12 protein-coding genes are annotated in these 13,957 nt (G+C 61.4%); all 12 read left to right on the forward strand.

Annotated features, from left to right (window positions below):
- The first annotated feature begins 23 nt into the window (after positions 1-23).
- The 12 genes from A7X77_RS17445 (at position 24) to icmH (ending at position 13,957) form a co-directional block, all read left to right on the forward strand.
- Positions 24-2,117 carry a serine/threonine protein kinase gene (locus tag A7X77_RS17445; protein WP_064684107.1) on the forward strand — a complete coding sequence of 698 codons (2,094 nt, stop codon included), beginning with the start codon at positions 24-26 and terminating at the stop codon, positions 2,115-2,117.
- 92 nt (positions 2,118-2,209) lie between these two features.
- Entirely contained in the window at positions 2,210-3,376 is a 1,167-nt protein-coding gene (gene tssA, locus A7X77_RS17450) for a type VI secretion system protein TssA (RefSeq protein WP_064684108.1), read from the forward strand.
- On the forward strand, positions 3,373-3,909 hold the full coding sequence (gene tssB / locus A7X77_RS17455; protein WP_009990230.1) for a type VI secretion system contractile sheath small subunit: 537 nt from the start codon (positions 3,373-3,375) through the stop codon (positions 3,907-3,909). The genes tssA and tssB overlap by 4 nt, the downstream gene beginning before the upstream one ends.
- A gap of 3 nt (positions 3,910-3,912) precedes the next feature.
- The gene (gene tssC / locus A7X77_RS17460) at positions 3,913-5,421 is read left to right on the forward strand and encodes a type VI secretion system contractile sheath large subunit (RefSeq protein WP_064684109.1); all 1,509 of its coding nucleotides are present in this window, start codon (positions 3,913-3,915) and stop codon (positions 5,419-5,421) included.
- A gap of 20 nt (positions 5,422-5,441) precedes the next feature.
- Complete coding sequence (locus A7X77_RS17465; RefSeq protein ID WP_064684110.1) at positions 5,442-5,891, forward strand: Hcp family type VI secretion system effector; 450 nt, start codon at positions 5,442-5,444, stop codon at positions 5,889-5,891.
- Complete coding sequence (locus A7X77_RS17470; protein WP_064684111.1) at positions 5,878-6,639, forward strand: type VI secretion system baseplate subunit TssE; 762 nt, start codon at positions 5,878-5,880, stop codon at positions 6,637-6,639. The genes A7X77_RS17465 and A7X77_RS17470 overlap by 14 nt, the downstream gene beginning before the upstream one ends.
- Before the next feature lies 1 nt (position 6,640).
- Positions 6,641-8,515 (forward strand): type VI secretion system baseplate subunit TssF, encoded by a 1,875-nt coding sequence (tssF, locus tag A7X77_RS17475; protein ID WP_064684112.1) that lies wholly within the window; start codon positions 6,641-6,643, stop codon positions 8,513-8,515.
- The gene (gene tssG, locus A7X77_RS17480; RefSeq protein ID WP_064684235.1) at positions 8,479-9,549 is read left to right on the forward strand and encodes a type VI secretion system baseplate subunit TssG; all 1,071 of its coding nucleotides are present in this window, start codon (positions 8,479-8,481) and stop codon (positions 9,547-9,549) included. The genes tssF and tssG overlap by 37 nt, the downstream gene beginning before the upstream one ends.
- Complete coding sequence (tagH, locus tag A7X77_RS17485; RefSeq protein WP_064684113.1) at positions 9,540-10,814, forward strand: type VI secretion system-associated FHA domain protein TagH; 1,275 nt, start codon at positions 9,540-9,542, stop codon at positions 10,812-10,814. The genes tssG and tagH overlap by 10 nt, the downstream gene beginning before the upstream one ends.
- Positions 10,814-11,275 (forward strand): type VI secretion system lipoprotein TssJ, encoded by a 462-nt coding sequence (gene tssJ / locus A7X77_RS17490; RefSeq protein WP_064684234.1) that lies wholly within the window; start codon positions 10,814-10,816, stop codon positions 11,273-11,275. The genes tagH and tssJ overlap by 1 nt, the downstream gene beginning before the upstream one ends.
- 17 nt (positions 11,276-11,292) lie before the next feature.
- A complete protein-coding gene (gene tssK, locus A7X77_RS17495) occupies positions 11,293-12,627 on the forward strand; it encodes a type VI secretion system baseplate subunit TssK (protein WP_064684114.1) in 1,335 nt (444 codons plus the stop codon).
- A gap of 4 nt (positions 12,628-12,631) precedes the next feature.
- A complete protein-coding gene (icmH, locus tag A7X77_RS17500) occupies positions 12,632-13,957 on the forward strand; it encodes a type IVB secretion system protein IcmH/DotU (RefSeq protein WP_064684115.1) in 1,326 nt (441 codons plus the stop codon).

Below are 13,957 nucleotides of genomic sequence, written 5' to 3' on the forward strand. Positions count from 1 at the left end.
ACGGCGTGGTTTGGAGTTACCAGATGATCGATCCATTGCCCGGTGACATCTTTCGCAAGAACCAGGTACTCAACAATACCTACGAGATCGAGGGTGTGCTTGGCCGCGGCGGAACGGGCGAAGTCTATCGCGCCAGCAACAAGATCACCGGCCGGGTCGTGGCGCTCAAGGCACTCAAGCGGGAGCTGTCCGCCGATGCCGGTTATCTGGAATTGATGAAGCGGGAAGAGGAGATGCGCGGCATCTCGCATGACGCGGTCGTGCGTTATACCGACTGCAGCCAGACAGCCGAGGGTTACGTCTATCTGGTCATGGATTACGTCGCAGGTACGCCACTCAACGATTATCTCGAGCGAGGCGGGATTTCTTCCAGAGACCTGCTGGTCGTGGCCCAAAGAGTGGCCGAGGGCCTGGTTGCGACGCACGAACGCAAAATCGTCCATCGCGATCTGTCGCCCGACAATATCATCTTGCGCAGCGGCCGGCCGGAGGAGGCCGTTATTATCGACTTCGGCATTGCCAAGGACAGCAAGACGGGCGCACGCACAATCGTCGGCAAGGAGTTTGCCGGCAAATACGAATATGCAGCGCCCGAACAATTGCACGGGCAGGCCGAGCCGCGATCCGACCTTTATGCCCTGGGCGCATCCCTGCTTGCAACCTTTCGGGGTAAAGTTCCCGATGTCGGAACAAGTCCCGGTGAGGTTGTCCTTTACAAGGAACGCCGGTTGGACACAACCGGCGTTCCGGAGCCGCTCAAGGCCTTGATCGACGATCTCACCCAACCCGACCCTTCGCGACGCCCGCCGACGGCCGCGGCCGTCGTCAAGCAGGTGGCGGAGTTGTTGCGGACCGATCGCAGCGGCCGGCAGGAAGGCGGGCGTGGCGCAAGGTTCGGCTGGCGGTCCTGGCCGGCGATCTTAGCCATTGCTGCCGTAGCGGCGATCGCGGGACTTTGGTTTGCCGGCTTTGGTGACAGCCTGTTTGTGAAAACCCTTCCGGTCGAGGCGCCCTATAAACTCAGCGCCGGGCTCGACGGGCAACACCAGGCGACCTTGTCCGGCTTTGCTCCCGATGCCGACCAGCAACAGGCGATATTGGCGGGTTTTACGCGCGCAGTCGGGCTGCCGGCACCCAAGGATGCGCTTGCACTTGCGAAGGGGGAACCTTCCGATCGCTGGGCACAGGACATCGACAGCTTTTTTGCCGCCGCCGGCGGGCTGGACGAGTGGAGGCTTGATGTCACTGACCGCACCGTTCGCCTCACCGGCCTTGCTCCCGACAAGTCGGCGCGTGACACCGTCGTCAGCCGGTTCAACGAGGCGAGCAGGGCCGCCGGTTACCAGGCTGTCGTGCGGATCGCCGCAGGACCGAGAAGCCTGACGCCCGACCAGTTGAAATCGGCCATCGCACCGTTGGAGACCTGTGGCCCGCTTGTCGTCCAGGCACCGGAGGGGGCGAACTTTCCTCTTGGGTCGACGGTCGCCATTCGGGGAAACGTCGCCGCGAGCGGCGATATCGCAGCGCTCCGGCAAGCGCTCGCGCCGCGTCTGGGTGATCGCGATCTGCGATTTGATACGACAGTGCTCAATAATCAGCTGTGCGTCGTCCAGTCACTGTTGCCCGACGTGCCGCAAGGGCCCATGGCGATCGTGCTCGGTTATGGGGACAAATCCGAACCAAACATGTCTGGCGTCTACTCGGTCGGCGACAATCCCATCATAGATGTCCTCGCTCCGGCAACGATCAAGGACGGCTACCTCTGGGTCGCGATCGCCGATGTCACCGGCAATTTGTTCAACGTCCTTCCCAACATCAAGCGCCCGGACAACGCTCTTGCCGGTCTCGGGACGGTGTCCGATGGCATGCGTACCATCCGTGTCGCCTACTCCACCGCAGATGGGGCGACCGATCCCGCAAAGCTTTCCTTCGCCGTCGACAACACGTTCGGCAGAAGCCTGATAATCGCGATGCAGACCGACCGTCCTCTGTTCTCGCAACTTCGCCCCACAACCGAATCCACCAAGTCCTTTGCCGAGGATTTACATGCAGTTATTGCCAGCGGGCAAGTTTCGATCCTGTCGACTACGACCCGATTGATCGACACTCGGAATTAGTTGCCGCTCGTCGATAAGTGGCATTAGTACAGAGCAAAAATTTATGCTAAAACAGGATCGCGAGAAGAATATTCGGTAAAGCGGGGGATCTGTTGTTCGACTCTGCGCTCTGGTTGAATCCGATAAACGGTGACAACCCGTCCGGCGAAAGCCTACGGAACGACGGACGATTCCACGAGCTCGAACGCCTCGTACAGCCCCAGATCGAAATCAGCCGCGACGAGCGCAACAACCCCGTCGCACGAACGGAAGTGCCGGTTGACTGGTCGGTCGTGCTACGCAAATCAGAGGAGCTGCGGACGCACGGGCGCGATCTCAGGCTGCTCGTGATTGTAACGCGTGCCCTCGCAAATGAGCGGGGACTGGCCGGCCTCGCCGAGGGATTGAACCTGATCGGCCAAACCTTCGACATGCATTGGCAGACAATGCATCCGGAGCTTCGCGACGGCCTGCCTCCCCGCGAGGCCGCTCTTCGCCGCATCAACGCACTGATCCAGCTTCAAAATGACAAGGATGGTCTGCTCGGCGATCTGCGCAAAATGACGTTCTTTACGCCTCGTGGCACCGGCCCGGTGACGGGGCGCGATCTGGAGCGGGGGGCGGTCGACAGCCGCACCGTTCTCAACGAAGCAGCGCCTGGTTTGAGTGCGGCCGAGAAAGCCTCGCTCGTCAGCGAACATGAGCAATTAGTCAATCGCGTGCGGTTCGGGTGCGCGGCATTTGCCGAACAGGCCCCTGATGAAGCGGCGGCGTTAGCCGCCGATGCACGGGCTGCCGCCACAGCTCTGGAGGCGGCGGAGCAATCGCTCAACCTGCAGATCGGCGGCGATTTGCGCGTTACCCTGCCAGATCTCAGCCGGTTTCTGCAGCGCGCGTCGGCGACCCTGGAGCGCGCCAAGCGTCATGCGCCACAGGAGAGCCAGAAAGAGGACACGGCCTGCGGCGAACCTGCGCCAGTTGCTGCCACCAGCGCTGCGCCAGACCGGACCCCAAGCGGGCCCGCGACGGTCTTCCCCTCGCGTCTGAGCTCGCGAGACGAAGTCACGCGCTGCATCGACCTCATCATCGCCTTTTACGACCGTACGGAGCCATCAAGCCCCATTCCCCATCTGGCCCGCAGGATCAAGCGCATGGTGCCGATGGATTTTCTCGAGCTCATGGAGGACCTTGCGCCTTCCGGGCTGAAAGAATTCCGGCTTCTGGCCGGCGTTTCGGAAAGCAAGAAACCTGCCCCTGGGACAAAAGGTGACCAGCAATGAGCGAAACTAAGGCGAAGGTAATTGAACGCAACAGGGCGCCTCGCGTCCAGATCGCCTATGAAGTGGAAACATATGGCAGCCCGACCACGATCGAATTGCCTTTCGTGATGGGGGTGATGGCAGATCTCGCCGGTGCGTCCGAAACGCCTGAGGCTCTGAAATCGGTGCGGGACCGGACCTTTGTCGAAACCGACGCTAACCGGTTCGGTCGCTTCATGGAGGCGCTGAGCCCGCGGGTCAAGGCGCGGGTCAAGAACACGCTTCCCCAACCGCCCGGCGAAGAGCGGGACGAGGAGCTTGCCGTCGACCTGACCTTTACCAGCATGGGGGACTTCGCGCCGGATCGGATTGCCGAACAGGTCCCGCAGCTCGCCGAACTGTTGAAGATGCGCCGCCAGCTTGAGGAATTGCTGGGCTTCATGGATGGCCGCGTTGACGCTGAGAAGCGTATCGCCCAGCTTTTGAACAACGAGCCCCTTTTAGCAAAAATCGCCGACCAGGCGATTGATGATGGCAGCAAGTCGGAGGGCTAAACCATGGCCGAACAGGAAAGAACCGCCGCTGTCGACGTCAAGGAAGCCGAAGGCGTCGATCTTCAGGAATTCAGCGACCTTCTTGAAAAGGACTTCAAGGTCAAGAAGGATGACAGCGACAAGCTGCAAACCCTGGTGCAGAATCTCGCGCTTGCAGCGCGCGCGCGCTCGCAGTCGACGACAATTTCCTCGAATGCGATCAAGTCGATCAAATCCCTGATCTCCGGTATCGACAAGCTTCTAACCGAGCAGGTCAACGAGGTTCTCCATGCACCCGAAGTGCTGCAGCTCGAGGGAACATGGCGCGGTTTGTGGTATCTGGTCAACAATACCGAGACGGATCAGAAGCTGAAGATCCGCGTCATGAATATTTCAAAAGAAGCCTTGGCCGACACGCTCGAAGACTACGAGGGCCAGATGTGGGACCAAAGTCCCATATTCAAGAAAGTCTATACGGACGAATATTCGATGCTTGGCGGCAGCCCGTACGGCTGCCTGATCGGTGCCTACGAGTTCTCCAACCACCCGAAGGACGTCGCTCTTCTTCGCAACATGTCCGGCATCTGCGCGTCGGCGCACACGCCCTTCATTGCAGCCGCCGCCCCGCGACTCTTTCGCATGGAAAGCTGGCAGGAACTGCCAAACCCCCAGGACCTGCAGCAGATTGTCTCGTCGCCCGCCTACGCGTCCTGGCAGTCGCTGCGAGAGAGCGAGGATGCGCGTTACATCGGTCTGACGATGCCCCGGGTCCTTGCGCGCCTGCCCTACGGCGCGGAAACCATTCCGGTAAAGGGCTTCGCCTTCGAGGAGGATGTCCAGGGCGATCATCATCGCTACGTGTGGATGAATGCCGCCTTCCCGATGGGCGTCAATATCAATCGAAGCCACAAACTGTTTGGCTGGGGCACGCAAATTCGCGGCGTCGAGAATGGCGGAGCGGTCATCAATCTTCCAGTCCACAATTTCCCGACTGACGATGGTACCGTCGCGATGAAATGCCCGACGGAGGTCGCCATCGACGATCGCCGCGAGGCAGAGCTTGCCAAGCTTGGGCTCATGCCGATCCTGCATCGCAAAAATACAGACATCGCAGCCTTCATCGGTGCGCACTCGCTACAGGATGACGAGACGCGCGCCGGGCGCTTGGTCGATCCGGATGCACAGGCCAATGAACGCCTGAGCGCAAATCTGCCGTATCTTTTCCCGGTTTCGCGTTTCGCCCATTACCTGAAGGCAATCGCCCGCGACAAGATCGGTTCGTTCAAGGAGCGGTCCGACATGCAGATCTGGCTGACGGAGTGGATCAATCGCTACGTTCTTGCCAACCCTGCCTTTGCCGACGACAAGGCCCGCGCCAAACGGCCGCTGGCTGCGGCCGAGGTTCAGGTCGACAGCGTCGAAGGCCGCCCGGGATGGTACAATGCCCGGTTTTATCTGCGCCCCCATTATCAGTTGGAAGGCATCAATGCGTCACTGCGTCTCGTATCGGAGCTGCCGTCGACGAAAAGCTGAATTCACAAGGGAGGTTATTCATGAAAATTGACGGTTTTCTCAAGGTGCCGGATATCACGGGACCGAGCGTTCGCGATGGCCACGAAGACGAGATCGAAATCCACGGGGTGGAGTTTGAAATGGTCGCCCCCTACGATCCCAATTCGCTGTCGCGACGGGGCCGCGTCAGTCTTGGCATGATCAATTTCATCAAGCACTATGACAAATCCTCGCCCTATCTGAAGAAGGCGCTGTTCGACAACACGCTTCTCGGCGAGGTCAAGTTCTCGGCGCGCAGAACGATCGAAGGCGAGACGAGCGATTATCTGGTCGTTACGCTGAAAGAGGCTTCGGTCACCCAGTACAATATGAAGCCAAGTGAGGACGAACCCGATCTCATCGAGGAGCGCGTCGGCTTCGCCTACAAGAACATCACGTTCAACTACGACGACAAGGACGAGGTCGAAATGGATGTCTATGTCGGCAAGTGACGGCTGGCGAAGAGAAGTTGGAAGGGAGTCGAGGCCGCTTGGCGGGCACCAGCGCGCAACCCGCGAAACGATCCAGCCATCCTTGTGGGATCGCCTGGTCAATGACCTGCCGGGGCTCGGCTCCGAGATCAAAGATCTCCGGCAGATGTTGCAGAGCGAGATAGACGCAGAGCTGCTGGACGCGATGGTGGCCGGCGGCGTCGGGCAAATAGAGTCTGCAACGGATCTCGGTATCGAGCAGAAAAAGAACATCCATCGTCTGCTTTCCCTGGAACGTCGTCGCGTGGAATTGGAAAGTCGCGGCGTGGTTGTTTCGAGCGATGTGCTTCGTGAAGCGGTGCGGCGCGACATCGAGGCGCTTTTCAATGTGCAACGTTTCGAATCCTCGCCCCTTTTGACCGATGCCGAGGCCGACCTGGCTGGCGACAACCCTCCCTCGCTTGAGGATTTTCCGCTGGTGCGCCGCAGTGTGGTCAATTACGGCGTGCCGCCATTTTCGGGCCGCTCATCGCGGGACTTCGACCGTGAGGAACTCGCCAAGGAGATCGCAAAAGTGCTTGCGGCCTTCGAGCCCCGGCTGAAGGAAGGCGCAACCAAAGTGACCGTCAGCCTTGGCGACAAGTCGATTGGCCTCAGGATCGATATTGACGCGCTGCTCCTGACGACGCCGGCGCCAGAACGGCTGCGTATCCGCACCATTCTCGATCTCGACAACGGCTCGGCGAGAACCGAGTTGAAGGACACCTGAAATGGATCGGGTCTTCCTTGAATATTATGAGGAGGAACTCACCCACATTCGCGCGCTTGCCGCCGAGTTTGCCCATATGCACCCCGCGATTGCGCGCAACCTTTCTCTGGATAGCATCCCATGTCCCGACCCCTTTGTCGAACGGCTTCTTGACGGCGTCGCATTTCTGGCCGCCCGCACCCGCCAGAAGGTGGATGCCGAAAGCATGCGATATGTCCGCAGCGTGCTTGAAAACTTCTATCCGGACCTCGTCTCGCCGGCGCCGGCGACGGCCATGGTCTTGCTGAAGCCCGGGCAGCAAGTTCAAACCATGCTTGCAGGTCACCTTTTGAAGCGGGGAACAAGGCTCGTTTCGAGCGTCCGGCCTGGAATTTCAACGAGGTCCATCTTCACCACGGTCCAGGACGTGACGCTCTGGCCGCTTGCGATCAGCTCCGTGACCTACATACAAGACCGAAGCGCACTCGCGGCGGCTGGGATCGGCGCCATTGACGGAGTTTCCGGCGCGTCCGGATTGAGCATCACCATCAATCGAACCGGCAAGGGCAAGCTGGCCGACTTGTCGCTCGATCGCCTCGACTTTTATTTCAGTGAAAAGAGCAGGGCGCCGTTGCTCTTCGATACGCTGTTCGGCGCCTGCGGTGGCGTTGGCGCGCGCCCGGAGGGGCGGGACAATCCCTTGAAGCCGCTGCCCGCGCCAGAGATGGTCGGCATATCGGACGACGAGGCGCTCATGCCTCGCACACGCGAAACTTTTGAGGGCTACCGGCTCCTGCGCGAATATTTTATCGCCCCCGAGCGGTTTCACTATGCGCGTGTGACGGGGATGCGGCCGGTCGTTCGCCGTTGCGGAGAGAGGCTGGAATTGGTCTTCCTGCTTCGCCGGCCCGTTCCTGAGCTTGCGGGCCTCACCGCGAAGGATCTGGAGCTTTTCGCAACGCCGATCATCAACCTGTTCGAGCGTTCCTGCAGCGTCATCGAGCTCGATGCGCGGCGGACCCGGCAGGTCCTCCATGCCGATCGGACTCGGCCGCGCGATTTTGAAATCTATCGCGCTGTGCGTGTGGAGGACGCCGATGCCGAAGGTTCTGATGCGGAGATACCGGCACTTTTCAGTCTCGGACAGAACCGCACAAACGGTTGGGTCTATTTTACAGAACGGCGCCCGCGGCGTCCGAGCGAGGACGAGCTTCGTCAGGGACAAACCCGCACATCCTACGTCGGAGACGATGTCTTCATCACGCTCTCACGGCCGGCGCAGTCGAAAGCGGGGCGACCGCTCAAGCGGATTGAAGTGACGGCCCTGTGCACCAACAGGGACCTGCCGATATTGGACGACACGCCCTCCCTTACGCTCGAAAGCGGCGATCCTGTCGAGACCGTGCAATTGCTTGGCGCGCTGCGCCAGCCCTGGCCTGCCATTCCGGCAACGCTTCCTGCCGGCGCCGTCGAAGCCTCAAGAGCCGACGAACTCGCCTGGCGCTTTATCGCACAATTGTCGCTGAACTTTCTCAGCCTAGCGGAGGAAGGCCGCGGGGTCGACCCTCTTCACGCCCTGCTCGATCTTTATGCCCAGCGGGGGGATCCAAGCCTCTCGCGGCATGTACGCGCCATTGCGAGAGTCGAGGCCCGACCTCTCATCGAGCGCCTGCCGATCGCTGGACCGATGTGCTTTGCCCGCGGCAGCGACATCACGCTCCATGTCGACCAGTCAGTGCTTGCCGGGCATAGCAGCTTGTTGCTTACGGCGCTGCTCTCGAGGCTTTTTGCCCGCTACGCGGCGATTAACGGGTTCGTGCGCACGAGAGCGCGGATCCTGCAGAAACAGGAGGACGTGCTATGGCCGATAACGCCGGGCAACCGCTTCCTGATCTGAAGAATGACGCCGTCCTATCCGCCGAGCAGTTCGACTTTTTTGAGCTCCTGCGGCGGCTCGAAAATGCAGACAGGATCTTCGGGCAGGCAGGCCCGCCGCAGCGGGAACCAGCCAGGCTCGGGCAGCACATACGGCTGGGTTTTGCCGTGCAGGACATCGCAAGGCTCGAGCCTTCCACCGAAACAGCGCCCGCCCGGGTAACGGTGGCCACGATCGGCTTGCTCGGTCCGGAAGGTCCGATGCCGCTTTATCTGACGCGCTGGGTGCTGGATCGCCTGTCGCAGCGCTGGTTTGCCGGTGCCGACATGCGCGAGGTCAGCGACACCACGTTCGTCGACTTCATCAATGTGCTCCAACATCGCATGATCGCACTTTTCTATCGGGCGTGGGCGGATGCGCACCCGGCCGTCCAGATCGAGCGCGCCGAGGGCGGACGCGTTCGTGCCATGGCTTCGGCCATGGCAGGCATCGGCCTGCGAGGCAGGACAGACCGTCAGCCGACTGCGGTCGACATGACGAAGCTTGCTCACGCCGCAGCCCTTGCCCATCAAGTCGATGGGCCTGAAAGGCTCATGCAGTTTCTCGGTGATCATTTCAAGGTTCCCTTCAGGCTCCGGGAGTTTGTTGGCGTCTGGATGGACATACCGCAAAGGATCCAGTCCCGCCTTGCCGGCGCCTACGCACAGCTCGGCAGAAGCGCCACGATCGGGCCGAGAACGTTCCAGCGACAGCAAAGGATCGAGCTTTCCGTCGGACCATTGACGCTTGGTGACTACGCAGCCTTTCTGCCCGGCAGTGAGCGGCGTGCACTCTTGCAAACGGCAGTCCGCGACCTGGTGGGAAACGGGCTGGATGTGGATGTCAGGCTCGTGCTCAAACGAGACGAGGTTCCTGCAGCGCAGCTGGGAAAAGCGCGGCTCGGGCATATCGCCTGGCTTGCTCCGAAACAGGACCGAGGCGACGCAGCCGATTTGTGCATGCGCACCCTCGTTGGTTTTCGTCCTGAGATTGCGGAGGCCGCAGCATGGCCTTGATCCTCACCCTCGAACAGTCCCCCAGGCCCCAGGCCGTGCGCCAGATGCGGCTCGTCGAGGGCGAGCTCGTCATCGGTCGCAGCGCAGACGCCGACTGGCGACTCGACGATCCGGACATGTACGTTTCCCGTGCCCATTGCACCATTGCTTGCGTTCACGGTCGATACCAGGTGACGGATACGTCAAGTGGCGGTCTCTTTATAGACGGGTCGCGCGCACCACTTGGAGCGGGAAATTCCGCTCCGTTGCATGACGGCGCCCGGCTGCAGCTCGGCAATTATGTCGTCCGCGTCGAGCTGCAAAGCACGCAGGCAGAGCGCCCGCACGAACAACCGACATCGTCGCCGCCGGTGGGTTTCGAACAGGATTCGTTCTTCTCCGAACGCAGCGAGCCGGTTGACCTCCCCCGGCGACCCACCGGATTGCCTGACCCGTTCGAACACCCCGCTGCGGCGCCGTTTGCCGATTCCGACCGACAGGAACCGCAAAATAGCGCGCCCCTGTTCGACGATCCGTTCAGCCTCGATCCGCTGCCGGCCCAGCGGCAGGATAACCGGGGCTGGGATCTTTTTCTTCCGGGCACGACTGCAGGGCAGCCGGCTCCGGAGCTCGCCACACCACAACTCAGGCCGCAAGCCAATCCGGAGCCACAGCCGGAGCCGAGGCAGCAGAAGTCGGCGCCTAGCGAGACCGACCTGCGCGACGCCTTTCTGCGCGGATTGGGCTTCAGTGGCGAAGAATTTCCGTCTGCCGATCCCGTCGTCCAAATGGAGAATTTCGGTCGGGAATACCGGACGATGCTGGAAGGGTTAATCCATCTCCTGCGCAAGCGGGCCGAAGAAAAGGGTGAGGCCCGGATCGCACAAACCGTTGTCGGGGCCTCCGAGGTCAACCCTCTCAAATTCATGCCGACGGTCGACGATGTGATCGCGACGTTCCTCACGCAACGCAATGCCGGCTTCCTGCCGCCCGAAGCGGCGATCAACGGCTCCATCCGCGATCTCGCCCACCATCATGTGCGCACGTGGCGCGGCGTCCAGGCCGCCTTGGCAAGGATGGTAAACCGCTTCGATCCGGCGGCGCTGGAAAGCGAATTGAAGTCTCAATCGGCCTGGGACGCGCTGCTTGCGGGCGGGCGACGGGCAAAGCTCTGGGAACTTTACGAGAAACGTTACCGCGAAATAGCCAGGAGCGCATCAACGCGCTTCCTCGGCGAAATCGGCAGCGATTTCCGAGACGGCTATGAAGAGAGGGAGAAAGAATGATGCTTCAACGACGTGGTTTCTTGATGATGCTCGGCGCGACAGGCTTGATTTCCGGCTGCGTGGGCGGTCCGCCAAAATCCTCGACCGTGACTGTAAAGGCGACAGGTCAGGCGGGGATGAATCTTGCCGCAGATGGCGGGGATCGCCCGGTGACCGTGCTCGTTCTCAGGCTCAAGGATGTCGGAAAGTTCAATTCTGCCGATATTTTCGCCCTCCAATCCGACCCTGCCTCGGCACTCGGGGCAGACCTTCTCGGCTCCGACCAGTTGACGGTATCTCCCGGCGGATCGGCCACCAAGACGGTGGCGTTCCCGCCGGAAGCCACGTTCCTCGGGGTGGTCGCCTTTTTCAGGACCCCCGGCGGTCGTGTCTGGCGGCAGGCCGTCCCGATCAGGCCGGAATCGACGGTGACGGCGAATGTAGCATTGAGTAGCGGCGGCATGGCGCTCGCGCTCGCCTGAAGGGAGGGCGTTCCAGCATGACGGACACGAATAAGGTGCTTTGGTCCGAGGGGCTCTTCCTTCGGACGCAGCATTTTCAGCAGCAAGACCGGTATACCGAGGCCCTGATACGCGGCGCGCTGCAGGCGGGGAGGTTGCAGACCTTCGGCTTTCGATCCCTTACGCTGGATACCGCACAGCTTGAAGCAGGCCGCGTTGCCGTCTTGTCGGCGCGCGGCATTTTTCCGGACGGTACGCCCTTTTCCATTCCCGAGACGATGGATGCGCCGGTTCCATTGACCATCGCCCGCGACATGGGTGCGGGGGCGGTGCAGCTTGCCTTGCCGCTGGAACCGCCGGGCGGAGCGAGCTTCGATGCCGCTCATAGCGAGCCGACCGGAGCGCGTTATAAGGGGCAGATCGAACGCGTGCGTGACGCCGTGCATGGGGGCGCCGACCCGGAAGAAATCGAGATCGCCCGCCCCCAAGCCCTGCTCCTGTCGCCGGTGCAGATGACCGGCGGCTATACCGCGATGCCGGTTGCGAAGGTCAACGGGCTGCTGGCCGACGGCAGCGTCGCGATGGGGGAAAACTTTCTGCCGCCAGCCCTGACGACCAGTGCCGTGGCCTTCTACGGCCAGTTGATGCAGGAGGTGATAACCGGGCTCGACCGTATCGCCGATGCACATGGCAAAATGGTTCTCGGCGGCGCTGGGCGCAGCGTGGAAAATCTGCTGGTACTCGATCTCGCCAACACGGCACGTCCGCGGCTGGCCCACATGCTTCCCCAGGAGGTTTTTCACCCGGCGGAACTCTTTCTGGAATTGAGCGGGCTTGCGGGGCGAATGGCGACCTACGGGTCCGGCTCCCGGCGGCTGACCGAGCTTCCGACCTATGATCACATGGCGCCGGGACCTGCCTTTGCGGCGCTCGCAGACACTTTGCGTTCGCTGCTCCTCAGCCTGCGTTATGTCGAGCCCAAATCGCGGGCATTGCCGGTGCTCAAACACGCGACCAACGTCTGGAAGGTTCGGGTCGACAACCCCGAATTGCTGACCGCCAGCCGCATTGTCGTACGGGTCGGATGTGACATGTCCGAGGACGCGCTGCGCAAAATCTTCGTCGATCAGGTGACGGTGGGTGCTGCCGACGAATTCGAGGCGCTGTGGAAGTCACGACTGCCGGGGATCCGCCTGAAGCCGCTTCATTCGCAGCCCCGCGAGATCCCCTATGACGGTGACCGTCTCTGCCTAGAACTCGATCAGCGCAGCGAGCATTGGGAATCTCTTCTGCGTTCGCCCGGCTTCGTGATCGGCGTGTCTGGCGTTTTGCCCAGCGAACCGCAGGTCGATTGCTATTCGGTTAATAGGTAGCGCCATGGCAAGTGAGGATCCATTCGGTCTTTCGGGCGATAAGGGTCGTACACGCATCCGCCCGGCGCCCTCGGCGAGCGCAAGACAGGTCCCTGCTGCCGGAACCCTGGCAAGAAGGGCGCGCTCTCATCCAAACAGACTGATCAGTGCTTTCGCCAAATTGCTGGAATTTGCACCGGAACTCGAAAGTGCGTTGCCACCGAGCAATCCAGAAGTGCTGCGAACGAGGCTGATGGAAGAGCTTGTTGCGGCCCGCGACGCTGCGGTAGCCTCCGGTTCGGCGCTTGCGCGGGCGGACTCGGCTGCATGGGCTGTCGCCTCGCTGCTTGACGATCTGGCGCTGAACACGCCCTGGGGTGGAGCAAGCGCATGGCCGCGCCAGCCGCTGGTCGTCATGCTCCGCGGCGATGTCGATGCCGGAGCGCAATTTTTTGCCCGGTTGGAAGAATTGGAACGCCATCCCGGTCGTGATCAGGAATTGCTCGAGCTTTACTATTTCTGCCTGGCGCTTGGTTTTCGCGGCAAGTACCGTGTGCCTGGCCGTGCCGGCGACCGCTCGATCAGCGCCGTTCGTGCCGCCGCGGCGCGTTTTCTGCGTGACGCCGATGCTGAAGCTGCACCGCTCTCGCCCCGATGGGAGGGAGTTGCAGCGGCTGACGAGCCATCCCGTTTTGCCGTGCCGATCTGGGTCCTTGCCGTCGTTGCTGCAGCGCTGTCGACGGCAATTTACATGTTGCTGTCGATGCGGCTCGATACCAAGGCGGAGGAACTCGCAACGCTGGTTCGGGCACTGCCGCCACCTGAGCGGGCGGAAATATACCGCCCGGAGAAGCGGGCACCACCGCCGAACGCACCACCCGTGGAGCCCGTTATTTTCCAATTGCTGCCGGAATTTCGCGCCGCAGCGCCCGCCTCCCTGCTGCCGGCACTGAAAGGAAATGAAAACGCCTCGTCGGTCACGCTTCTTTTGCAGTCAAGCACACCGGAGCTCTTCCAGTCCGCTAGACCCGAATTGACGAGGAGCTTTGAACCGCTTGTTGCTTCCATCGCAGCGGTTCTTAAGCAGAATGCGGAGCTGATTGGCGGCATTACCATCACCGGTCACACTGACAATGTCCCGTTGCAAACGAGCAATCCGCTGTCCAATAACCAGCGCCTCTCCGAGGCCCGCGCTGCAACGATTGCCTCATTGCTGGCCGCCTCCGGCGTGGCGACCGGACAGCTGAAATCGCAAGGACGCGCGGCGACACAGCCGCTTGCCGCAAACGACAGCCGCGAGGGTCGGGCCGCCAACCGCCGCATCGAAATCCTTATTCAAAAGAGGCTCTGA

Source organism: Rhizobium bangladeshense (genome assembly GCF_001662075.1).
GTDB classification, from domain to species: Bacteria; Pseudomonadota; Alphaproteobacteria; order Rhizobiales; family Rhizobiaceae; genus Rhizobium; species Rhizobium bangladeshense_B.

What these genes read in the sequence shown, in the direction of transcription:
- A7X77_RS17445 (WP_064684107.1), top strand. Translation starts at nt 24, where the DNA reads ATGATCGATCCATTGCCCGGTGACATCTTTCGCAAGAACCAGGTACTC.
- tssB (WP_009990230.1), top strand. Translation starts at nt 3,373, where the DNA reads ATGAGCGAAACTAAGGCGAAGGTAATTGAACGCAACAGGGCGCCTCGC.
- tssC (WP_064684109.1), top strand. Translation starts at nt 3,913, where the DNA reads ATGGCCGAACAGGAAAGAACCGCCGCTGTCGACGTCAAGGAAGCCGAA.
- A7X77_RS17465 (WP_064684110.1), top strand. Translation starts at nt 5,442, where the DNA reads ATGAAAATTGACGGTTTTCTCAAGGTGCCGGATATCACGGGACCGAGC.
- A7X77_RS17470 (WP_064684111.1), top strand. Translation starts at nt 5,878, where the DNA reads ATGTCGGCAAGTGACGGCTGGCGAAGAGAAGTTGGAAGGGAGTCGAGG.
- tssF (WP_064684112.1), top strand. Translation starts at nt 6,641, where the DNA reads ATGGATCGGGTCTTCCTTGAATATTATGAGGAGGAACTCACCCACATT.
- tssG (WP_064684235.1), top strand. Translation starts at nt 8,479, where the DNA reads ATGGCCGATAACGCCGGGCAACCGCTTCCTGATCTGAAGAATGACGCC.
- tagH (WP_064684113.1), top strand. Translation starts at nt 9,540, where the DNA reads ATGGCCTTGATCCTCACCCTCGAACAGTCCCCCAGGCCCCAGGCCGTG.
- tssJ (WP_064684234.1), top strand. Translation starts at nt 10,814, where the DNA reads ATGCTTCAACGACGTGGTTTCTTGATGATGCTCGGCGCGACAGGCTTG.
- tssK (WP_064684114.1), top strand. Translation starts at nt 11,293, where the DNA reads ATGACGGACACGAATAAGGTGCTTTGGTCCGAGGGGCTCTTCCTTCGG.
- icmH (WP_064684115.1), top strand. Translation starts at nt 12,632, where the DNA reads ATGGCAAGTGAGGATCCATTCGGTCTTTCGGGCGATAAGGGTCGTACA.